Genomic DNA, 20,403 nt, shown 5'->3' with positions numbered 1-20,403 from the left:
AGGGGCGGTCAGAGGGGGGTGACGCTGGCGGCGTGCTTGTGCACGAGCTGGCCGACGAGGTCCGGGCGGCGCATGGTGTCGTCGGCGGTCAGGCCGGTCACGCTGAGGGCGGCCATCGGGCGGCCGTCCCGGCCCGCGATGGCCGCCGCGACACAGGTGATGCCGACTGCATCCTCGCCGTCGTCGACGGCATAGTCCGCCTCGCGGATCTCGGCGAGGTGCTCGATCACCGCGTCGACCGTCCCCAGGGTCCGCGGCGTGTGCATCGGGGTGCCCAGGCGGGCGAGGATGTCGCGGACCTCCTCGTCGGGCAGGAGCGCCAGCAGCGCTTTGCCCAGCCCGGTGCAGTGCGGGCGTTCCAGCTGTCCCAGCCGCAGGTCCAGCCGGACGGCATGGGGGGCGTCCACCCGGGCGATCACGACGGCCCAGCCCTCGGGATCGAGAACCGCCGCGCGGGCCGTCAGCCCGGTCTCACGGGAGAGCTCGTGCATCGCCGGGGTGAGAAGCGCGGTGATCGGGGTCTGCGCGGCCGCGCGCTCGCCCAGCCGGGTCAGGCCGAGTCCGAGGCGATAGCGCCGGGACATCCCCGCGCCGCTGTCGGCGACCAGCCCGTGGGCGAGCAGGGTCTGCAGCGTGGCGAACACCGTGCTCTTCTGCCCGCCGGCGATACGCGAGATGTCCGAGACGGTGAGGCCGGGATCGTTGGGCGTCACCTGCTCGAGGACGTTGAGGATGCCGATCGCCCGGCTGACGCTGCGGACTTCATAGGACCCTGCGGCCATGGCTGCCAAGCCTCCTTCGGACGAATGCGCCGACGACGGATGTACAGCGGCGTTGGGCCGACTCGACGACCCGAAGTGCTTGACATCCTGCCACACCGAGTGCCTAGAGTATCAACTACCCAATACACCGTTCGCTCATACCGCACAGTTCTCGGGCTGGTCAGTGGGCTCACGGCTCTCGTCTGTCTTCGCACCACCCGTCACTGAGGAGCCAGCAATGACGACCACGATTCCCGTCTCTCGCCGACGCCCGTTCCGTCGGGTCGCGGCCAAGCTCGCCGCCGTCACGCTGGCCGCCGCGGTCGTCGCCGGCTGCGGGGGCGGCGGAGGCGGCAGCGACGAGCCCGTCGAAGGCGGCACGATCACCGTCGCGACCGGCCAGGACGCGATCCCCCAGCTCGACCCCGGCCTGGCGACCTTCCACTGGGAGTGGGTGCTCTACCCGCTGCTGTGGGACGGCCTGACCGCCCTGGACGAGGAGAGCGAGGTGCGGCCCGCCATCGCCGAGTCGTGGGAATCCAATGACGACTTCACCGAGTGGACCTTCCACCTCCGCGACGACGTCACCTACTGGGACGGCTCGCCCCTCGAGGCCGACGACATCGTCTGGAATATCGAGCGGATCATCGCCGACGACAATGCCTCGATCGGGCACAGCTACCTCGAGGGGACCTCGGGCGCCTCGAGCGACGGTGACACCGTGGTCGTCACCCTCGACCGGGCGAACGCGACCCTCCCGCTCGCCATCAGCCACGTGCGCATCATCGCCCCCGACTCCGTCGACCGGATCAACGAGGAGCCGATGGGCACCGGCCCGTTCATGGTGGATTCCTTCGTGCCCAGCGATTCGCTGAAGCTCGTGCGCAACGACGACTACTGGGGCGAGGCCCCGACCCTCGACGGCATCGACTTCGAGGCCGTCAACGACACGGCCGCCGGCGTCACCGCACTGCGCTCCGGGGACATCGACGTGCTTTGGAATGTGCCCGCGCGCGACGCCCAGGCACTGGAGGGCGCCGCGGACATCCGTATCGACGAGCCCGAGATCTCGACGACCAACCATTACCTCTTCTTCGACACGCAGACCCCGCCCTTCGACGACCCGCGGGCGCGGCAGGCGGTCGCCTACGCCCTGGATCGCGAGTCCGTGCGGGACACCGCCTTCTCCGGCTTCGGCGAGCCCTCGCTGCGCAACACGCTGATCCCGCCGGACAGCTGGGCCCACGACGACAGCCTGACCGAGTACGAACCCGACCTGGACCGCGCGAAGGAGCTCTTCGAGGAGGCCGGCGTGACCGAGGGCGACACGCTCACCTGGTGGGGCATCGCGGGGGCCTACCCCGAATGGCAGACCGAGGCGCAGCTCCTGCAGGAGAGCCTCGAGGAGATCGGCATCACCCTGAAGATCGAGAACAACGAGATCGGCACCTGGGTGGACGCCTTCCTGCCGCTCGGCAAGGAGTTCCCCGGTTACATCGTGCCGAACCAGGGCGGTGATGTGAACGATCCGAACTATCTGCTGGACCGGCTCACCGGAGGCACCTACGAGGGCAACTGGCGCAGTGATGAGCTCGACTCCCTCGCGGCGCAGGGCACGGCCACCGAGGACGAGAGCGAGAGGGCGGCGATCTACGCCGAGGCCCAGCAGCTCATCGACGCCGAGGCCCCGCTCGTCAACAGCGTGCACACCGCGATGCTGACCGCCGTCCGCCAGGAGGTGGAGGGCCTGTGGACGTCGTCCGCCGGCAACCTGCAGCTCGCCCACGCGTACCGCACCGCTCCCTGATCGGCCTCGTCGATGCTCCGTTTCGCTCTACGACGGCTCGCCGGCGGCGCGCTGCTGCTGGTCATCGTCTCCATGGTGATCTTCGTGCTGCTGCGCGTACTTCCCGGTGACCCGGTCCTCATGCGGCTTGGGGCATCGACGAGTGCCGGTACCGAGGAGGCCGTGAATCAGCTGCGGCAGGAACTCGGTCTCGACGCACCGCTCCCGATCCAGTACCTGGACTGGATGCGCGGGGTGCTGACCGGCGACCTCGGGGTCTCCTATGTGAGCCAGTTCCCGGTCTCCACCCTGATCGGCCAGCGGATCCCCGCGACCCTCCAGCTGGCGGCGGCCGCGATCGTCCTCGCGCTCGTGATCGCGGTGCCGGTCGCCTTGCTGGGAGCCCGCTGGCCGGGCACGATCTACGACCGCCTCACCTCCGGAGGGGTGACGGTCGCGATGGCCATCCCGCAGTTCTGGCTCGGCCTGCTGCTCGTGTCGGTGTTCGCCGTCCAGCTGGACTGGCTGCCGGCCCGCGGCTACGTGGCCTTCACCGAGCAGCCCGTCGAGCACCTGAGACTGCTGCTCCTGCCCGCCGTCACCCTCGGCGTCACGCTGGCCGCGCCGATCGCCCGCTTCCTGCGATCCTCGCTCGCGGACGTGTCGGGGAACCTGTACATGCGCACGGCGGAGGGCAAGGGACTGATGTGGGGTCAGGCCATCGTCCGCCACGGCCTGCCGAATGCCCTCATGACCACACTCACCTTCGTCGGCCTCCTCGCCGGGCAGCTGCTCGGCGGCGTGGTGCTCGTCGAATACGTCTTCGGATGGCCCGGGCTGGGCTCGTTGACGGTCGACGCCATCGCGGGGCGCGACTACGGCATCCTCCAAGGGGTGATCCTGCTGCTCTCGGCCGGCTTCCTCGTCATCAACCTGCTGATCGATCTCGCCTACGGCCTGCTCAATCCGCGGATCCGGGTGGGGGCGTCATGAGCGAGCGCAGCGAGCCCGGACTCGTCCCGTCCCCTGGGGACCCCGGAGTACCCGGCGGCCCCGCCTCCGGCGGCCGGGCGAAGCGTGCCGGCAGGGGATGGCGAGCCCTAGCCGGCGACGCCCGGATCGGCGCCCTCCTGCTGATCGTGATCGTCGGCGCGGCGGTCGCGGCTCCGCTCATCTCGCCGTTCCCTCCCAACCAGATCCACCAGGACGCGATCTTCTCCGGTCCGACCTGGCCGTATCTGCTCGGGACCGATGAGCTGGGCCGGGATCTGCTCAGCCGGCTGCTGTACGGCGCCCGGCTGTCGCTCATCGTCGCCGGCGGCGCCGTGCTGCTGGCGATGGTGCTCGGCACCGTCTGGGGGCTGGCGGCGGGGCTGTTCGGCCGTTGGGTCGATGCCGTGCTGATGCGCCTCGTCGACGGACTGCTGGCGATCCCGCAGTTCCTGCTGGCCCTCTTGCTCGTCGCCGCCCTCGGCTCCTCGGTGCCGCTCCTCATCGTCATCATCGGCCTGCTGAACGCGCCGGTGGTCGCACGTCTCGCGCGCTCGGCCCTGCTCGACGAGATGAGCAAGGACTACGCCGTGGCCGTCGCCGGCACGGGGGCCCGACCGATCCGGCTGGTCTGGCGCGAGTTCCTGCCGAATGTGGCGCCGCCGCTGATGGTGCAGGCCGCGCTCGTCGGCGCCTACGCCATCCTCACCGAGGCGGGACTGAGCTTCCTCGGTCTCGGCGTGGAACCGCCGCGTGCCTCGCTCGGCAGCCTGCTGCTGCAGGGCTATCAGAACCTCTACAACTCGCAGCTGTACGCCGTGTGGCCGGGACTCGTGATCGTGGCCGTCGTGTGGTCGCTGAACGTGCTCGGCGACCGACTCCAGGAGGTGTTCGATCCGCGTGGACGTCGTTGATGAGACCGGTACGGAGGCCGCGCCGCTGCTACGCGTGCGCGATCTCTCGGTGCGCGTCGGCGAGGTGACGCCCGTCCGGGGCGTCGACCTCGATCTGCCCCCAGGGGGCCGGATGGCCGTCGTCGGGGAGTCCGGGTCGGGCAAATCGCTGACGGCCCTGGCGATCATGGGTCTGCTGAAGCCGCCCCTGACGGTCGAGGGCAGCATCGTGCTCGACGGTGTCGAACTGCTCGACCTCTCACCGCGCCAGCTCGCCGCCATGCGCGGCGGGAGCCTCGCGATGGTCTACCAGGACCCGATGTCCTCGCTCAATCCGGTGTACTCCATCGGGCGCCAGATCGTCGAGTGCATCCGGCTGCACGAGGACGTCAGCCGCGCGGTGGCCCGCCGCCGGGCGATCGACCTGCTGCACGAGGTCGGCATCGCCGATCCGGAGCGGCGGGTGGACTCCTATCCCCATGAACTGTCCGGCGGGATGCGGCAGCGGGTCATGATCGCGATGGCGCTCTCGGCCGAGCCGAAGCTGTTGATCGCCGACGAGCCCACGACGGCGCTCGATGTCACCACACAGGCCCGGATCGTGGACCTGATGCGCCGGATCTCCGAGGACCGCGGCACGGCTGTCGTCTTCATCACCCACGACCTCGCCATCGCGGCCCGCTTCTGCGATCAGGTCGCGGTGATGTACGGCGGGCGCGTCGTCGAGTTCGGTGAGGCGGAGCCGACCTACGACGACCCGCGGCACCCCTACACACGTGCTCTGCTCGGCTCCATGTGCCGCCTCGACGGCGATGTGAACGAACTTCTGCCGACGATCCCGGGCAGTCCGCCGCTGCCCGCCGAGCTGCCCACGGGGTGCAGCTTCCGGCCTCGCTGTCCTCGTGCCGAGGAGGTCTGCGCGGAGGTGTTCCCGCCGACGGTGATCACCGATCCGGGTCCCCGGCCGCATGGGGCGGAGTGCCACTTCGCCCAGGAGGGAATGCGATGACCGCATCACAGTCGATCGAGCCCGAGGACGGGGGTCCGACCGAGCGAGCCCTGCTCGAGGTCAGCGGACTGCGACAGGTCTACGGCCGTGGGGCCAACGCGTTCACGGCGGTCGACGATGTCTCGTTCAGCATCGAGCGCGGACGGTCGTTCGGCATCGTCGGGGAGACCGGGTCGGGCAAGTCGTCGATCGCCAAGGCGGTCACGCGGCTCGGCGCCGAGCCCAGTGGCGGCTCCGTCGTGCTCGACGGCACCGAGGTCACCACCCTCCCGGCGGGTCGGCTCCGGCAGCTGCGCCGCCGGATGCAGATGGTGCTGCAGGACCCGCACGCCTCACTGAACCGGCGCAAGACCGCCGCATCGGCGATCGCCCTCGGGCTGGAGACCCACGGGCTGGGCGATCGTGAGGAGCGGCGCCGCCGCGTCGACGAGGTGCTCGAGACGACCGGCCTGCGACCCGAGTACGGCCGCTCCTATCCCCACCAGCTGTCCGGCGGGCAGGCGCAGCGGGTCAACATCGCGCGCGCCCTCGCGGTGGAGCCCGAGCTCATGGTGCTCGACGAGCCCGTCTCGGCCCTCGACGTGTCGACCCAGGCGCAGATCCTCAATCTGCTGCGGCGACTCCAGGATCAGACGCGGATCGCGTTCCTGTTCATCGCCCACGATCTCGCGATCGTCCGGTACATGTGCGACGAGGTCGCGGTCATGTATCTCGGCACCTTCGTGGAGCGGGCGCCGCGCGATGCCCTCTTCGGCAACCCGCTGCACCCCTATACACACCTGCTGCTCGACGCGATCCCGGTGCCCGATCCGGTGACCGAGAGCAACCGGGAGAGGGTGTCGGCCACGAGCGACAGCACGACGGTGCGCCCGGCGCAGGGTTGTCGCTTCCGTAACCGGTGCCCCGTCGGACGCGAGGAGCGGCTCTGCGCCGAGGTCGAGCCGCCGCTGGTCGAGGCGGCGCCGGACCACTGGGTCGCCTGCCACTTCCCTGGTCCGCCGCGACCGGCCGCCGGTGACTCCGCGGAGGACGTGACATGAGGATCAGCGACGTAGCGACGGTCGTCGTCGGCGCCGAGTTGCGTAACTGGGTCTTCGTCAAAGTCACGACCGACGAGGGGCTCGTGGGCTGGGGCGAGGCGACACTGGAATGGCAGACTCGGGCTGTCGTCGGGGCCGTGGACGACCTCCGTCCGCTGCTGCTCGGCGAGGATGCGATGCGCACCGAGCATCTCTGGCAGAGCATGTGCCGTCACCACTTCTTCAAGGGCGGCATCGTCACGATGAGCGCCATCAGCGGCATCGAGCAGGCGCTGCACGATGTCAAGGCCAAGACGCTCGGCGTTCCGCTGTACCAGCTGCTGGGCGGATCGGTCCGCGATCGGCTGCGTTTCTACGACCACCTGGGCGGTGGCGACTCCTCGGCCGTCTACGAGACTGGCTCACCGGAGGCCTTCGGTGAAGCAGCGGCGAGCAGCGTGGCGGACGGATTCGACGCGCTGAAGATCCTCGCGGTCCCGGTCGGCGCCCCGCTGTCGGGATCGGCCGGTGTCCGGCTGGCCGTGGCCAGGATGGCCGCGGTACGCGAGGCCGTCGGCCCGGATGTCGATGTCATGGTCGATCTGCACGGCCGCACCAGCCCCGCCATGGCGATCCGCTACGGCCGGGCGCTCGCCCCCTACGACCCCTGGTTCCTCGAGGAGCCCACGCAGCCCGAGGACATCGGGGCGCTGCGCGGCATCGCCGACGCCGTGCCCGTCCCGATCGCGACCGGCGAGCGGCTGATCGGCCGCCGGGCCTTCGTGGATCTCCTGGCCGAACGCGCCTGTGCCGTGATCCAGCCCGATGTGTGCCACTGCGGAGGCGTCGCCGAGCTGAAGCGCATCGCGGCGCTCGCGGAGTCCTATGGTGTCGCCGTCGCCCCGCACAACCCGCTCGGTCCGGTCGCGACCGCCGTGAACGTCCACATCGGCCTCAGCACACCCAATCTCCTGATCCAGGAGGTCATGCGGGTCGACGTGCCCTGGCGCCAAGAGGTCGTCACCGGCGAACTCGCCGTGGTCGGCCCGAGCGTCGGCCTCCCCTCGGCCTCCGGGATCGGCGTCGAGGTCGACGAGGATGCCGCCGCCCGTCACCCGTACGCGCCCGAACCCCAGCTACGCACCCTGCTCGACGACGGCTCCGTCGCCGACTGGTGACCCCGACAGTCCCCAACCTGGAGGTATCCGATGGTCGACATGCCCGCCACTCTCGCCCCCGACACCGGTCCCTCGGTGATCCCGCTGCGGTGGAGCACCGATGCGCCGCGACACATCGCGTCCTTCACGATCCGCGTTCCCGATGTCGAGGGCGCACGGTCGCATCGTGGGGTGTTCGTGGACAGCGCGGGGGTGAAGCACGAGGTCACCGGCAGCGGCGGCGACATCGACCTGGCTCCCGTGTGGGATGCGCTCGCCACCGGCCATGTCCGGGGCAACGCCACCGTCGAGTTCGAGGACGGCTCTAGCCGCAACATCGGCTACGGCCTGCGATTCGTCAAGGGAACGGACTTCGCCGGCTGGCAGCCGATCGATCCCGCCACCTCCTATGACGAGGTGATCGACGCGGTCTACGACGTGCTGACCAGTCACGAGCACCACGGCGAGCACGATCCCTCGTTGCCGCCGTTCGTCTGGCACGGTGTGCTGGAGGCCGAGCGGCGCGAGCTGGACAGCCACGCCTATCCCGGCCTGCACTACTCCTTCTATCTGGACTTCCTGCGCGCCTACGCGCGGGCGCGTCCCGAGCGGGCGGAGGAGGCAATCGGATACGCGCGGCTGCTCATCGACACCACGAACCGATTCGTCACCCCCGACGACTACGCCTGGCCGCGCTATCCGTACTCCACGATCTCGCGGGGGCACATGGGCGGCGAGTTCGCCGAGGGCGACACGATCCAGCCGCTCAAGGCCGCGATGTGGGCGACCGGCCTGCTGCGGTTCGCCGAGCACGAGGAGCGTCCGGACGCCTTCGAGACCGCGTTGCACATCGGCCGCGAGCTCGCGCGACATCAGCTGCCGTCCGGCGGGATCGGCTTCCGCGTCGACGCCCGGACTGGCGAGCCCCAGAAGGAGTCGGACGAGAGCACCAGCCTGGTGTTCGCGCTGGAGCTGTGGCGGCAGCTGCGCGACGCCGGCGAGGCCGGCTTCGACGAGCCGATCGCCGCCGCGACGCGCTGGCTGCTGGAGGGACCCGTGGCGGACAACCAGTGGATCAGCGACTACGACGACGTCCCGAGCTCCCTCAACGACTCCACCTCGAAGAACTACAACAATCTCGACGCGCTGGCCACCGCTCAGTACCTGCTGAGCCACACCGACGAAGACCCCGAGCATCTGGAACGGGCCCGGCGGATCCTGCGCTGGGTCGAGGACGGCTTCGTGTTCTGGGCGGTCGAGAGTCCGGTCGACTTCCTCTCCTATCCGTGCCCGGCGGTGATGGAGCAGTGCTCGCACTACTATCCGATCGACTTCCACCTCGCCAACTTCGCGCTGGCGCAGTTCGCGTTCTACGAGCACACGGGAGAGGAGGAGCATCTCGCCAAGGCTCGGGCCTGCTGTGCGGCGCTCACGCACTACCTGAGCCCGGAGGGGCTTCCGCTGACCTACGCGCCCGATCCCGATGTCGGCTACGGGCTGAAGGACCATATCTGGCTCGGCTGCGCCGCCTGGACCGGACACGTGTTGTTGACCGAAGGAGCCCGATCGGAGGAGGTCGCGGCACGATGACCCGCGGGCAGGCGACGTTCCGCGTGGGCGAGGCCGAGGCCGTCGTCGACGCGGACGACGGTTGCCGGCTCGTGTCGCTGCGCGTCGGTGGGCATGAGCTCCTCGTCACGCGAGGGCGGCGCCCCTGGTGGTACGGCGGCTTCGTCATGGCGCCGTGGGCCGGTCGGCTGCGCGGCGGCGTGGCTCGTCACGACGGGCGAGAGCGCCGGTTCCCGGTTCTCGGCGACGGCCACTCCTCGCACGGCCTGGTCCACAGCACGGCGTGGGAGTCCGATGGCGAGGGACGGTGGCACACGACCGTCTCGGCCGACGAGTGGCTGGGTGCGCTGACGCTCCGGCAGGCTGTGCGGCTGCGACCCGATGGCCTACTCCTCGAGCTCTCGGCCGAGGCGACGGAGGCCGAGGTACCGGTGACCCTCGGCTGGCATCCGTGGTTTCGCCGCGAGGTCGCGGGACGCTCGGTGGAGGTGGGCCTGCCCTCGGAGTCGATCCTGGCCAAGGACGATGCCGGCATCCAGACGAGCGAGCGCGTGCCGGCCGGCGACGGACCCTATAACGACGCCTTCGTCGGCCACGACGGAGCGGCGGTCATCCGCTGGCCGGGTGTCCTCGACCTGCGTCTGCGCAGCGACGCGCCCGTCTTGCTGGTGTACGACGCCGATCCCGCGGGAGTCTGCGTCGAGCCTCAGACGGGTCCGCCCGATGAGGTCAACGGCGCCTCGCCGAGGACCACCCGTCCCGGCGAGCCGGTGTCCCTCCGCGTCGAGATCGGGTGGGATTCCTCATCCGGCGAAGGGCCGGTGCGGTAGTCCCGTCGTGCCCGGCCGCAGGACGTACAGGTCACCGCCGGAGGACCGATCCGATGCTCGGGCCGTGGTGATGACGAGCTGATCGAGCCCCGGTCCGGCGAAGGCGCAGCTGGTGGGATTCTCCGTCGGCACCTCCACGGTGGCCAGCAGATGTCCGTCCGGGGCGAACCGCCGGACGGCCGATCCTCCGTAGAAGGCCACCCAGATCGCTCCCTCGATGTCGATGGCCAGGCCGTCCGGAAGACCCGGCCACCCACTGGTGTCGACGAGCGTGCGGCGGGCGTCCACGGCACCGGTCGCGATGTCGTAGTCGAACACGTCGAGGGCCCGGGTCGCGCTGTCGATGAGGTACATGAGGTCACCGTCCGGGCCCCACCCGAGACCGTTGCTGATCGTGAGGTCGCCGACGACGGCGTGACACGACCAGTCCGGCTCGACCCGGTAGAGCGTGCCTGTGCCGGGGCTCGCGTCATCGGCCATCGTGCCGACCCACAGCCGGCCCGCCGGGTCGCAGGCGGCGTCATTGGTACGTGCCCAGGAACGGTGCGACTCGATGGGGAGCTGAATCCGACCAGGGTCAGCGGAAGTGGTGAGACCCGAACGACACGCGAGCACTTCCCCGGCATCGGCGAGGGGCAGGACGGCGCTGACGTCCTCGAGGGTGGTCACGGTGGTGACGTTCCCACCCGCCCAGGACATGGCGTAGACGGTGCGATTCGGGATGTCGACCCACAGCAGCCGCTCGTCACGCGGGTCCCAGCACGGGCCCTCGAGCAGGCTCCCGTCGAGGCGGAGCAGGAGCTCACAGGTCATCCGGCTCATCCGGCGATGCGGTCGACGATGACCTCGGCGAGTTCGCCGGGCGCCTCCTCGGGGATCCAGTGCGAGATCCCCTCCAGCTCGACGAAGCGGTAGTCGGCATCGACATGATCGCCGCAGCGCTCCGCTCCGGCCCGGCCCAGGGCTTGGTCGTCGGTGCTCCAGACATAGGTCGTGGGCACCCGGACCGCCGGCAGGTCGGTCTCGGGGGTCATGGCGCGATACCAGTTCAGGGCCGCGGTCAGCGCTCCCGGCTCGCGCAGGGCCGCGAGATGCTCCCCGACGAGATCGGCCGGGACGCGCCCCTCGAACATCGCGATCAGCCGCCGGGCATCGTCCTCCAGCAGCAGCTCCTCGGCTCGCTGACCGTCACGGAACAGCCCGATATAGGAGGCGCGGCGCTGCTGATCGGCGTCGTGGGCCAGCGCCCACCCGTACGCGGCCAGGTGCGGCACCGACACGGCCGTCAGGGTCTCGACTCGCTCCGGGTGCAGTGCGGTCAGCTTCCAGGCCACCGCCGCGCCCCAGTCGTGACCGACGAGGTGGAAGCGATCCAGTCCCCACGCATCGGCGAGGGCGAGCACGTCATCGGCCAAGGTGTCCATCGTGTAGGCCTCGACCCCTTCCGGCCGTGCCTCCGGGGAGTAGCCGCGCTGGTTCGGGGCGTAGGTGCTGTACCCGGCATCGTGCAGGAGGCCGGCGACGGTTCGCCAGCTGGCGGCCGTCTCGGGGAACCCGTGCAGGAGCACGACCGGTGGCCCTTCCCCGCCTCGTTCGACCTCGAAGGTCATGTCGCGTGCGGTCGTCTGCTCCATCCGGCCTCCCGGTGAATCGGCGTAGGGTGACGTCCATGGTCCACGTGGACATCGACTCTCGTCAGGGCGAGGGTCCTGCCGTGGTGATCCTGCCCGGAGTGGGCTACACCGCGCAAGCGCCGCTGTTGTACTGGTCGGCGCGAGCGCTCGCCGACGACGGGTGGTGCGTGGCGACGGTGAGCTGGACCGTGGACGATGCCGCCCGCGCGCGGTCCCGGGAGTTCGTCGAGGACGCCTACCGGAGAGCCTGCTCGGTGCTGGATCGCACCCCCGGCCTCGTCGTGGGCAAGTCCTTCGGCAGTTGGGCGCTGCCGATCGCGGTCGACGCGGGAGTACCCGGGGTATGGCTTACCCCGTTGCTGATGGAGGACGCGATCAGCGACGCGTTGCGGTCGGCGGGAGCCGACCACCTCGCGATCGGTGGGACCGAGGATCCCGCCTGGCTGCCCGAGCGCGTCGAGGGGACCCGGGCTCGGCTCGTGACGATCGAGGACGCCGATCACGGTATCGAGGTGTCGTCATGGGATACCTCGATGGAGATCCAGCGCGGAATCGTCGCCTCCGTCGCCGACCACGCCCGTCACCGGGTTCACCGGGAGTAAGTTGACGCTCGGCGGAGTTGTCCGAGAGGTGAGCGATATGAGTGCGGTCGACGCGGGGGTCCAGCGGGTCATCGAACGGCTGCGGACCGAGTCCGGCAGCGCGCTCCTCCTGGTGGGCGTCGCGCTGTTCGCACTGGTGTGGGCCAACTCGCCGTTGTCCGACAGCTACGAGCATCTGCTGGAGATCCCGATCATGGTCGAGATCGGCGACTTCATGATCGACATGGATCTGCACCACTGGGTCAACGACGGCCTCATGGTGGTCTTCTTCTTCCTCATCGGACTCGAGGTGCGCCAGGAGTTCGCGGTCGGGTCGCTACGCGACCGCCGCCGCGCCCTTGTTCCCCTGGTGGCTGGCCTCGCCGGCGTGGCGTTGCCAGCGCTGATCTACCTGGCGATCGCCGGGGGTGAGGCGGCACGTGGTTGGGGCGCTGTGGTCGGCACCGACACTGCCTTCCTGCTCGGCGCGCTGGCGCTCCTTGGCCCCGCGATGTCGAACCAGCTGCGCGTCTTCCTGCTGACGCTGACGGTCGTCGACGACTTCCTCGCGGTCTCGATCATCGGCATCTTCTACACCGACGACCTCGCGGTCACCCCGCTGCTGATCTCCTTCGTCTGTCTGGGACTGCTATGGCTGCTCGGACGGTCGCGTCAGTGGCGCAGCAGCCCCTATGTCGTCATGATCGTCGTTCTCTGGGCGGCGACGCTGCTGTCGGGCATCCATCCCTCGCTCGCCGGCATGGCCGCGGGCCTGCTGGTCCCGGCCGCGGCGCCCGAGCGCGAGGACGTCATCCGGGCCAAGTACCTCTTCCGCGACTACTGGCAGTCGCCGCAGGCCCGCGTGGCCAGGACGGCACAGGCGGGCCTGGCGCGGTCGATCTCGGTCAACGAGCGGCTGCACACCGTCATCGCCGCCCCGGTCGCCCTCGTGATCGTGCCGATCTTCGCCCTCGTCAACGCAGGGGTCGACCTGCGCGGCGGTGTGCTCGGGGATGCGCTGCGTTCCCCGGTGACCTGGGGCATCGTGGCCGGGCTCGTGGTCGGCAAGACCCTCGGCATCTCGCTCGGCGCCTGGGCCGCGGTCCGGCTGCGGCTCGGCACCCTGCCCGACGGGGTCGGTCCGGGCAGTGTCGCCGGGGGAGCCGCGCTCTCGGGCATCGGATTCACGATGTCGCTCCTGATCGTCTCGCTGGCCTTCGAGGGCGAGACGGCGCGCTTCGCGGTCATCGGCGTGCTCATCGCGATGGGGCTCTCGTGGCTGCTCGGCTGGGTCGTGTTCCGTGTCGCGCGGAACCGGCTGGGAGAGGAGAGCGCCGACCTGCCGATGGTGCTCGATCCGCCGCTGGACCCTGAGCGCGACCACATCCACGGCGATCCCGCCGCGCCCGTCGTCGTGGTCGAGTACTTCGACTTCGAATGCCCCTTCTGCGCCCGCAGCACCGGCATGGGCGACGACCTGCGTGCCCACTTCGGCGACGATCTGTGCTTCGCCGTGCGTCATCTGCCGCTCGAGGACGTCCATCCGCGGGCCCTCGATGCCGCGATCGTGGCCGAGGCCGCTGGACGGCAGGGCAAGTTCTGGGAGATGTACGGACTGCTCTTCGGGTCGCAGGCGCATCTGGAGGACGACGACCTCGTGGGCTATGCCGACCAGCTCGGCCTCGATCTCGACCAGTTCGCTCAGGACTGCGCCGATGCCCAGGTCCGCGATCGGGTGCGTGACGACGAGGTGAGCGCCTTCGCCAGCGGCGCGCGCGGAACCCCGACCTTCTTCCTCAACGGCATCCGGCACCGTGGCCCGCACGATGCCCGCACCCTCATCGCGGCGCTCGAACAGCAACGCGCCGCCGACCGTTCCCTCCGCGGCCGGCTGTGAGCCGAATTGTACATTTCAGCGCAATCGGATACTATGGTGCCATGAGTGAGATGACCGTCAGCGATGCTCGGGCCCGTCTGGCCGATGTCGTCGAGCGGGCACGTATCGAGGCCGATCCGGTGTTCCTGACCCGCCGCGGCCGTCGTGTCGCCGCGGTGGTCGACGCGGACCATTTCGACCGGCTGGTCGAGGCCGCCGAGGATCTGGCCGATATCCGGGCTGCCGCGGCCGCTCGGGCCGAGATGGAGGAATCGGGCGAGGCATCGATCCCCTGGGAGCAGGTCAAGGCCGATCTCGGTCTCGCATGACTCAGTGGAGTTACCGGATCGAGGTGAGTCCACCGGCAGCCCGTCAGCTGCGTAAGCTCGACCCCCACGCTCGGAGGCGGATCCAGGCCGCTGTGGAACTGCTGGCGTCTGAGCCTCGACCACCGGGTGCCAGGAAGCTCGTCGGCGGCTCCGGCGAATGGCGGGTCCGCACCGGCGACTACCGCATCGTGTACGAGATCCACGACCAGGTGCTGCGAGTTCTGGTCGTCGCGGTCGGCCACCGCCGTGACATCTACCAACGCCGCTGATGTGGTGGCAGCATCGCGCCGAAGTGTGGTTGATGATTCACCACGATGAGGCGCTGACGGCCGGGCCGATGGCCACCCCATCGGCCGGTGCTTCCAACGCTGCAACCGTAGTGACCAGCCGACAAGCGGCTCTCAGTCCTCGAGGGTGGGGTCCTTCTGTGCCTTGCCGCCGGTCTTGAGCAGGCTGGCGACCGTCGTGATGACGAGGATCCCGACGATGACGATCAGCGACATGCCCGTGGAGACCTCGGGCACCTTCACGTGCTCGCCGTCGTTGATGAAGCCCAGCGTGTTCTCGTGCAGGGCATGCAGCACCAGCTTGACGCCGATGAAGGCCAGGATCAGCGACAGTCCGTAGGAGAGGAAGACCAGCCGGTCCAGCAGGCCGCCGATGAGGAAGAACAGCTGCCGCAGTCCCAGCAGCGCGAAGGCGTTGGCCGTGAACACCAGATACGCCTCCTGGGTCAGACCGTAGATCGCCGGGATCGAGTCGACCGCGAAGACCAGGTCGGCGAAGCCGATCGCCACCAGCGTCAGCAGCATCGGCGTCACCAGGCGCTTGCCGTCGATGCGCACGGTGAGACGGTCGCCGTGATACTCGTCAGTGGTCGGCAGGACGCGCTTGACCAGCCGCGCGATGCGGCTGTCGCCCTCATCGTCGTCGTCCTTGACGTGATCGACGATGAGCTTGACGGCCGTGTAGATCAAGAACGCGCCGAAGAGGTAGAACACCCAGGCGTAGGCATTGATCGCCGCGGCGCCGAGAGCGATGAACGCGCCGCGCATCACCAGTGCCATCGCGATGCCGATCAGCAGCACCTTCTGCTGGTACTCCCGCGGCACCGAGAAGCTCGCCATGATGATGACGAAGACGAAGAGATTGTCGACGCTGAGCGCCTTCTCCGTCACATAGCCGGCGAAGTACTCACCGCCGAACGTGCCACCCCACACCCACACGACGATGAGACCGAAGATGATCGCGATGCCGATGTAGAAGGCCGACCAGAAGCCGGATTCCTTGAGGGTCGGGGCGTGCGGAGTGCGTACGTGGGCGAAGAAGTCGAACACGAAGAAGCCGGCGATGACGGCGATCGTGACGAGCCAGGTCAGCAGGGAGACGTCCACAGAGAATCCTTCGGTGTGTGCGTAGTCACCGGAGGTCTCTCCCGCCGGGTGGAAACCGGCCGCCGACCCGGGACGACATCGGTGTCGCACGTGATGACGAGTCGGACGTGAGTGGGGATACTCCCCTCCTGGTGCACTAGTGAACCATGTCGCGCCGACGATCGCCTACTTCGCCGGCTGGCCGATCGGCTGACCCGGCTCTGGCGGATCGGCCGATGCCCCGGACCCGCTCCGTCTTCCAGGATGGAGGCATGACCACGACCACCGCCCCTGCCATCCGGCTCCGCGGGCTACGCAAGACCTACGGATCGGTCGTCGCCGTCGATGACATCGACCTCGAGGTGGCCACCGGTGAGATCCTCGGTGTGCTCGGTCCGAACGGGGCCGGCAAGAGCACGATGATCGACTGCATCGCCGGACTGGCCCGCCCCGACGCGGGGACCGTCGAGGTCCTCGGCGTCGACCCGGCCCGTGACCGCGCCACCGCTAAACGCGACCTGGGCGTACAGCTTCAGCAGGCCGGCCTCCAGCCGAAGCTCCGTGTGAGCGAGGCCCTCGATCTCTTCGCGAGCTTCTATGACGATCCTCGCGATCCAGCCGAGCTCGCCGACCGGCTCGGCCTCACCGAACGCCTCGGACATGCCTGGACCGCGCTCTCGGGTGGCCAGCAACAGCGTCTCTCCATCGCCTTGGCCCTGATCGGCCGGCCCCGTATCGCGCTCCTCGACGAGCTCAGCACGGGACTCGACCCGGCGTCGCGGCGCGATGTGTGGTCGCTGGTACGGGAAGTGCGCGAGGCCGGCACGACGATCGTTCTCGTCACCCACCTGATGGAGGAGGCGCAGTTCCTGTGCGACCGTCTCGCGGTGATCGAGCGAGGGCGGATGATCGCCCTCGACACGCCGGCGGGTCTCGTCGGCAGCACCGCCGCACCCGCGGTGATGCGGTTCGCACCGTCGGCGAGTGTCGCCCTGGACGTCCTGCGCTCCTTCGACGGAGTCGCGGACGTGACCTCCGGTGACCAGACGGTCCAGGTGGTCACCGATGACGACGGCGTGCTCGCCGTCCTGGACCACCTGGCGCGGGAGGGCATCCGACCGCACGGCCTGAGAATCACCGAGTCGAGCCTGGACGAGGCCTATCTCGATGTCGTCCGCCGCGAATCCGAAGGAGCGAACCGATGAGCACGACCACCACCGCCCGCGCCGTCCTCGGCGCCGAGACGCGGTTGATGCTGCGGGAGCCCGGCGCGCTGTTCTGGATCATCGTCTTCCCGCCTGCCCTGCTCGGCATCCTCGGACTCATCCCCGACTTCCGCACGCCGAGCGAGGATCTCGGCGGGTTGCGGACCATCGATCTGTATCTTCCGACGGCGCTGATCCTGACCGCCATCATGGCCTCGCTCATGACGATGCCCGCCGTGATCTCCACCTATCGCGAGAAACTGGTGCTGCGGCGGTACGCCACCACTCCGGCGCGGGCGGGCGACCTGCTGTTCGCCCAGGGTGTGCTCCATGCGGGCGCGGTGCTGATCGGGTCGGGACTCGCCCTGCTCGTCGGCTACGTCGCCTACGATGCCCGGATCGCCGCGCTCGGATCGGCCGCGTTGGTCTACGTGCTCGCGGTCGCCGCCAATCTCGCCTGCGGGGCGCTGATCGCCGGACTCGCGCCCTCGGCGAAGACCGCCTCGGTCATAGGGACGGCGGTGTTCTTCCCCTCGATGTTCACCGCGGGCGTGTGGTATCCCATCAGCGCCCTTCCCGGGTGGGCGGAGAGCATCGTGGGGCTCACCCCCAATGGCGCGGCGGTCCTGGGACTGGAGCAGGCGGTCGCCGGGGACTGGCCCGATCCGGTCCACCTGATCGTGCTGGTGGCGTGGACGATGCTCGCCGGCGCGGTGGCGGCACGCTACTTTCGCTGGGAGTGACGACCACCGAGCGACCGGGGAAGGGCCATGAGCGAGCGCAGCGAGCGAACCGGCAGTGTTTTCTCATGCCGGCATCGCCTACTGTCCTTTTTCCTTGAGGTGGTGGCGGCATGAGCGAGCGCAGCGAGCGAACCGGCAGCGATCTCGCGACCGACCTCGATCGTCGGTGGTCGTGGCTCCTGCGTCGCGGGCCCTATGTGCTGCTGGCGGCCACGGTGGTGTTGTGCCTGGCCACCGGTCCCGCCTTCGGTACGGCCGACCGGGCACCGACCATCGTCGCGCTCTCGGTTCTCCTGGCTGTCGGGCACTGGTGGTGCGGGGATCGCCCACGCGATGAGTCCACCGATGACGCGCTGGGTCATGTCTATGTCTTCGCCCGCACGCTCGTGGCCTTCGTGCTCACCTGGCTCAACCCGCTCGGCTCCCTCTATGCGGCGGCCGGCTACTTCGACGCCGAGCGCTATGCCCGGGGCCGTTGGGCGATGGTCGTCCGCGTGGGCAGCGCGATCACCCTGGCGGCAGCGCAGTCCGGCGGGTTGCCGATCCACGGCGTGCAGTACCTGCTCTTCGCCATGCTGCTGATCGTGCACGTCATGCTCATGACCGTCTTCGCGCGGCTCGGTCGTGACGAGACCGCCCTCGCCGACGAGCGCGCCGCGACGATCGCCGCCCTCGAGGAGGCGAACGCGAAGCTGGAGCGGGCTCTCGACGACAACGCCATCTTGGAGGCGGAGCTGTGGGAGCGAGCCCGGGCCGAGGGTGTGCGCGACGAGCGGGAGCGCCTCGCTCTGGAGCTGCACGACACGGTCGCTCAAGGACTCGCCGGGATCGTCACCCAGCTGCAGGCTGCCGCCGACGTACCGGTCGCCCCCGTGGTCGCCGAGCATCTACAGCGAGCGGAGACGCTGGCCAGGTCCTCCCTCCAGGACGCCCGACGGGTCGTCGTCGCCCTCGGACCGGACGGGTTGGGCGGGTCGTCGTTGCCGAGCGTGCTGACCGAGCGGGTGCGGTCGTGGTCCGAGGAGCATGTCATCGATGCCGATGTGGTGGTGACGGGCGATCCGCTCGCGCTCGGTCCCGATCGCGAGGTGGTGGTGCTGCGGATCGTCATGGAGGCTCTCGCCAACACGGCGCGCCATGCCGGGGCATCGCGCGCCACGGTGACGCTGTCGTACACCGACGACGAAGTCATGGTGGACGTCCGCGATGACGGTTCCGGCTTCGATCCGCGTGCGACGGTGGCCGACGAGATCAGCGGCTTCGGGATCGGCGGGATGCGTCGCCGGGCCGAGCGTGCCGGCGGGGATCTGCTCGTGGAGTCCGAGGAGGGCGGCGGCACCGCCGTCTCGCTTCGTCTACCATCGGCGCACGATGACTGAGCCGATGCGCATCTCGATCGTCCTCGTCGACGACCATCCGGTGGTCCGCGACGGTCTGCGGGGCATGCTCGAATCGGCCGGCGACCTCGCCGTGGTCGGCGAGGCCTCCGATGGTCCGGCGGCCGTCGAGCTGGTCGCCCGGACCGACCCCGATGTCGTCCTCATGGACCTGCGGATGCCCGGGGGCAGCGGCGTCGACGCGATCACCGAGCTGACCCGGCGGCGGATCCGCGGCCATGTGCTCGTGCTCACCACCTATGACACCGATCGCGACATCATGGCCGCGCTGGAGGCCGGCGCGACCGGCTATCTGCTCAAGGACGCCAGGCGCGAGGAGCTGTTCGCCGGCGTGCGCGCGACGGCGCGCGGCGAGTCGGTGCTCTCGCCCTCGGTCGCCACCCGCGTCGTCTCACGGGTTCGCGCGGACACGACCGAGTTGAGCGACCGGGAGGGGGAGGTCCTGCGGCTCGTCGCACGTGGCCGTTCCAACCGCGAGATCGCCCGGACGCTGTTCGTCAGCGAGGCGACCGTCAAGACCCACCTGACCCATGTGTACGAGAAGCTCGGGGTCGGGGATCGAGCCGCGGCGGTCGCGGTCGCCTACGAGCGCCGGCTGCTGGGCGACTGACTCACCGCGGGCGCGGTCCACTCGCGCACCCGCATGTCCGGGCCGGTGAGTCAGCGTCCGTCTCTCGTGGGTGGGCGGTGCCTAGGCGTCCATTCGGCGCTCGCGAAAGGACGCTGACCAACCGCCGGAGCATTCGTGACTCAGCGAGGATACGGTCCGCGCAGGTGGATGAGCGGGAACGGCCGGCCTTCGCCGTCGGTCGGCGACCGCCCGGTCTCGACGAAGCCGCGCGACCGGTAGAAGGCCAGCGCCGAGGGGTTCTGCTCGTTGACATCGAGGTCGAGGGTCGCGTGCCGGGCGGCCGCGTGGGCGAGCAGCCGGGTGCCGATGCCGAGGTTGTGCGCCTCGGGGTCCACGAAGAGCATCTCCACCCGCTGCTCGTGCAAGCCGAGGAAGCCGATGATCCGCCCGCTCAACTCGGCGACGGTGACCTCGAGGGCTGGGAGATAGACATCGCGGATGTGCCCCTCGTAGAAGTCGATGTCCTCGGGGGTGAGGAAGTTGTGCGTCGCCTCCACGGCGCGGCGCCAGACGTCCACGACCGAGGCTTCGTCGGAGGAGTGGAGCGGGCGGAGGACCGGATACACCCCTCCATCATCTCTCTGTACTAGGGTGGTCCGCATGGGATCGATAACCAAGGC

At 69.6% G+C, this 20,403-nt stretch carries 21 protein-coding genes; 16 read left to right on the top strand and 5 right to left on the bottom strand.

What is annotated here, in order from left to right; translation table 11 throughout:
• Positions 1-8: 8 nt before the first annotated feature.
• The gene (locus FNM00_RS14545) at positions 9-782 is read right to left on the bottom strand and encodes an IclR family transcriptional regulator (protein ID WP_143914277.1); all 774 of its coding nucleotides are present in this window, start codon (positions 780-782) and stop codon (positions 9-11) included.
• Positions 783-999: 217 nt separating this feature from the next.
• Here FNM00_RS14545 and FNM00_RS14540 point away from each other — a divergent pair, with 217 nt between their 5' ends.
• Genes FNM00_RS14540 through FNM00_RS14505 form a run of 8 tightly spaced genes read left to right on the top strand, consistent with a single transcriptional unit; the run spans position 1,000 to position 10,014 of the window.
• The gene (locus tag FNM00_RS14540; protein ID WP_185973170.1) at positions 1,000-2,568 is read left to right on the top strand and encodes an ABC transporter substrate-binding protein; all 1,569 of its coding nucleotides are present in this window, start codon (positions 1,000-1,002) and stop codon (positions 2,566-2,568) included.
• Positions 2,569-2,580: 12 nt separating this feature from the next.
• Positions 2,581-3,540, top strand: a complete 960-nt coding sequence (locus FNM00_RS14535; protein WP_143914275.1) for an ABC transporter permease — start codon at positions 2,581-2,583, stop codon at positions 3,538-3,540.
• Positions 3,537-4,451 (top strand): ABC transporter permease, encoded by a 915-nt coding sequence (locus tag FNM00_RS14530; protein ID WP_143914274.1) that lies wholly within the window; start codon positions 3,537-3,539, stop codon positions 4,449-4,451. The genes FNM00_RS14535 and FNM00_RS14530 overlap by 4 nt, the downstream gene beginning before the upstream one ends.
• Positions 4,438-5,439 (top strand): ABC transporter ATP-binding protein, encoded by a 1,002-nt coding sequence (locus tag FNM00_RS14525; protein WP_221933753.1) that lies wholly within the window; start codon positions 4,438-4,440, stop codon positions 5,437-5,439. Before FNM00_RS14530 ends, FNM00_RS14525 begins: the two co-directional genes overlap by 14 nt.
• Positions 5,436-6,479: an oligopeptide/dipeptide ABC transporter ATP-binding protein gene (locus FNM00_RS14520; RefSeq protein ID WP_143914272.1), complete on the top strand. Its 1,044-nt coding sequence runs from the start codon at positions 5,436-5,438 to the stop codon at positions 6,477-6,479. Before FNM00_RS14525 ends, FNM00_RS14520 begins: the two co-directional genes overlap by 4 nt.
• Entirely contained in the window at positions 6,476-7,636 is a 1,161-nt protein-coding gene (dgoD, locus tag FNM00_RS14515; protein ID WP_143914271.1) for a galactonate dehydratase, read from the top strand. Before FNM00_RS14520 ends, dgoD begins: the two co-directional genes overlap by 4 nt.
• Before the next feature lie 39 nt (positions 7,637-7,675).
• Positions 7,676-9,205, top strand: coding sequence for a hypothetical protein (locus FNM00_RS14510; protein ID WP_143914270.1), 1,530 nt, complete (start codon positions 7,676-7,678; stop codon positions 9,203-9,205).
• Positions 9,202-10,014 (top strand): aldose 1-epimerase, encoded by an 813-nt coding sequence (locus FNM00_RS14505; RefSeq protein WP_143914269.1) that lies wholly within the window; start codon positions 9,202-9,204, stop codon positions 10,012-10,014. The genes FNM00_RS14510 and FNM00_RS14505 overlap by 4 nt, the downstream gene beginning before the upstream one ends.
• Here FNM00_RS14505 and FNM00_RS14500 read toward each other — a convergent pair.
• Together FNM00_RS14500 and FNM00_RS14495 are read right to left on the bottom strand one after the other, a co-directional pair.
• Positions 9,988-10,827 carry an SMP-30/gluconolactonase/LRE family protein gene (locus FNM00_RS14500; protein ID WP_185973169.1) on the bottom strand — a complete coding sequence of 280 codons (840 nt, stop codon included), beginning with the start codon at positions 10,825-10,827 and terminating at the stop codon, positions 9,988-9,990. The two genes, FNM00_RS14505 and FNM00_RS14500, sit on opposite strands and share 27 nt — an antisense overlap.
• A gap of 5 nt (positions 10,828-10,832) precedes the next feature.
• Positions 10,833-11,648, bottom strand: a complete 816-nt coding sequence (locus FNM00_RS14495; protein ID WP_143914267.1) for an alpha/beta fold hydrolase — start codon at positions 11,646-11,648, stop codon at positions 10,833-10,835.
• 35 nt (positions 11,649-11,683) lie between these two features.
• Here FNM00_RS14495 and FNM00_RS14490 point away from each other — a divergent pair, with 35 nt between their 5' ends.
• Genes FNM00_RS14490 through FNM00_RS14475 form a run of 4 tightly spaced genes read left to right on the top strand, consistent with a single transcriptional unit; the run spans position 11,684 to position 14,703 of the window.
• Positions 11,684-12,250 (top strand): dienelactone hydrolase family protein, encoded by a 567-nt coding sequence (locus tag FNM00_RS14490; protein WP_143914266.1) that lies wholly within the window; start codon positions 11,684-11,686, stop codon positions 12,248-12,250.
• 37 nt (positions 12,251-12,287) lie between these two features.
• Complete coding sequence (gene nhaA, locus FNM00_RS14485; RefSeq protein ID WP_143914265.1) at positions 12,288-14,126, top strand: Na+/H+ antiporter NhaA; 1,839 nt, start codon at positions 12,288-12,290, stop codon at positions 14,124-14,126.
• 41 nt (positions 14,127-14,167) lie between these two features.
• Positions 14,168-14,434, top strand: coding sequence for a type II toxin-antitoxin system Phd/YefM family antitoxin (locus FNM00_RS14480; protein ID WP_143914264.1), 267 nt, complete (start codon positions 14,168-14,170; stop codon positions 14,432-14,434).
• Positions 14,431-14,703 (top strand): type II toxin-antitoxin system RelE family toxin, encoded by a 273-nt coding sequence (locus tag FNM00_RS14475; RefSeq protein ID WP_143914263.1) that lies wholly within the window; start codon positions 14,431-14,433, stop codon positions 14,701-14,703. The genes FNM00_RS14480 and FNM00_RS14475 overlap by 4 nt, the downstream gene beginning before the upstream one ends.
• A 132-nt stretch (positions 14,704-14,835) precedes the next feature.
• Here FNM00_RS14475 and FNM00_RS14470 read toward each other — a convergent pair whose 3' ends face one another.
• Positions 14,836-15,828, bottom strand: coding sequence for a TerC family protein (locus tag FNM00_RS14470; protein WP_143914262.1), 993 nt, complete (start codon positions 15,826-15,828; stop codon positions 14,836-14,838).
• Between the two features lie 251 nt (positions 15,829-16,079).
• Between FNM00_RS14470 and FNM00_RS14465 the strand changes: the two genes are divergently transcribed.
• The 4 genes from FNM00_RS14465 (at position 16,080) to FNM00_RS14450 (ending at position 19,762) form a co-directional block, all read left to right on the top strand.
• Positions 16,080-17,012: an ABC transporter ATP-binding protein gene (locus FNM00_RS14465; protein WP_143914261.1), complete on the top strand. Its 933-nt coding sequence runs from the start codon at positions 16,080-16,082 to the stop codon at positions 17,010-17,012.
• Entirely contained in the window at positions 17,009-17,755 is a 747-nt protein-coding gene (locus FNM00_RS14460; RefSeq protein ID WP_143914260.1) for an ABC transporter permease, read from the top strand. The genes FNM00_RS14465 and FNM00_RS14460 overlap by 4 nt, the downstream gene beginning before the upstream one ends.
• A 110-nt stretch (positions 17,756-17,865) precedes the next feature.
• A complete protein-coding gene (locus FNM00_RS14455; protein WP_143914259.1) occupies positions 17,866-19,134 on the top strand; it encodes a sensor histidine kinase in 1,269 nt (422 codons plus the stop codon).
• On the top strand, positions 19,127-19,762 hold the full coding sequence (locus tag FNM00_RS14450; protein WP_143914258.1) for a response regulator: 636 nt from the start codon (positions 19,127-19,129) through the stop codon (positions 19,760-19,762). The genes FNM00_RS14455 and FNM00_RS14450 overlap by 8 nt, the downstream gene beginning before the upstream one ends.
• Before the next feature lie 140 nt (positions 19,763-19,902).
• Here FNM00_RS14450 and FNM00_RS14445 read toward each other — a convergent pair whose 3' ends face one another.
• Entirely contained in the window at positions 19,903-20,349 is a 447-nt protein-coding gene (locus FNM00_RS14445) for an acetyltransferase (RefSeq protein WP_221933752.1), read from the bottom strand.
• Positions 20,350-20,403 lie beyond the last annotated feature (54 nt).

The sequence above is a fragment of the Aeromicrobium piscarium genome (genome assembly GCF_007421815.1).
GTDB classification, from domain to species: domain Bacteria; phylum Actinomycetota; class Actinomycetes; order Propionibacteriales; family Nocardioidaceae; genus Aeromicrobium; species Aeromicrobium piscarium.
Note: the sequence above shows the minus strand (reverse complement) of the source record. Positions and strands in the feature narration are given on the sequence as shown.

Excerpts from the sequence above, each read along its gene's own strand:
- FNM00_RS14545 (WP_143914277.1), bottom strand. The coding sequence starts at position 782 with ATGGCCGCAGGGTCCTATGAAGTCCGCAGCGTCAGCCGGGCGATCGGC.
- FNM00_RS14540 (WP_185973170.1), top strand. The coding sequence starts at position 1,000 with ATGACGACCACGATTCCCGTCTCTCGCCGACGCCCGTTCCGTCGGGTC.
- FNM00_RS14535 (WP_143914275.1), top strand. The coding sequence starts at position 2,581 with ATGCTCCGTTTCGCTCTACGACGGCTCGCCGGCGGCGCGCTGCTGCTG.
- FNM00_RS14530 (WP_143914274.1), top strand. The coding sequence starts at position 3,537 with ATGAGCGAGCGCAGCGAGCCCGGACTCGTCCCGTCCCCTGGGGACCCC.
- FNM00_RS14520 (WP_143914272.1), top strand. The coding sequence starts at position 5,436 with ATGACCGCATCACAGTCGATCGAGCCCGAGGACGGGGGTCCGACCGAG.
- dgoD (WP_143914271.1), top strand. The coding sequence starts at position 6,476 with ATGAGGATCAGCGACGTAGCGACGGTCGTCGTCGGCGCCGAGTTGCGT.
- FNM00_RS14510 (WP_143914270.1), top strand. The coding sequence starts at position 7,676 with ATGCCCGCCACTCTCGCCCCCGACACCGGTCCCTCGGTGATCCCGCTG.
- FNM00_RS14505 (WP_143914269.1), top strand. The coding sequence starts at position 9,202 with ATGACCCGCGGGCAGGCGACGTTCCGCGTGGGCGAGGCCGAGGCCGTC.
- FNM00_RS14500 (WP_185973169.1), bottom strand. The coding sequence starts at position 10,827 with ATGACCTGTGAGCTCCTGCTCCGCCTCGACGGGAGCCTGCTCGAGGGC.
- FNM00_RS14495 (WP_143914267.1), bottom strand. The coding sequence starts at position 11,648 with ATGGAGCAGACGACCGCACGCGACATGACCTTCGAGGTCGAACGAGGC.
- FNM00_RS14490 (WP_143914266.1), top strand. The coding sequence starts at position 11,684 with ATGGTCCACGTGGACATCGACTCTCGTCAGGGCGAGGGTCCTGCCGTG.
- nhaA (WP_143914265.1), top strand. The coding sequence starts at position 12,288 with ATGAGTGCGGTCGACGCGGGGGTCCAGCGGGTCATCGAACGGCTGCGG.
- FNM00_RS14480 (WP_143914264.1), top strand. The coding sequence starts at position 14,168 with ATGAGTGAGATGACCGTCAGCGATGCTCGGGCCCGTCTGGCCGATGTC.
- FNM00_RS14475 (WP_143914263.1), top strand. The coding sequence starts at position 14,431 with ATGACTCAGTGGAGTTACCGGATCGAGGTGAGTCCACCGGCAGCCCGT.
- FNM00_RS14465 (WP_143914261.1), top strand. The coding sequence starts at position 16,080 with ATGACCACGACCACCGCCCCTGCCATCCGGCTCCGCGGGCTACGCAAG.
- FNM00_RS14460 (WP_143914260.1), top strand. The coding sequence starts at position 17,009 with ATGAGCACGACCACCACCGCCCGCGCCGTCCTCGGCGCCGAGACGCGG.
- FNM00_RS14455 (WP_143914259.1), top strand. The coding sequence starts at position 17,866 with ATGAGCGAGCGCAGCGAGCGAACCGGCAGCGATCTCGCGACCGACCTC.
- FNM00_RS14450 (WP_143914258.1), top strand. The coding sequence starts at position 19,127 with ATGACTGAGCCGATGCGCATCTCGATCGTCCTCGTCGACGACCATCCG.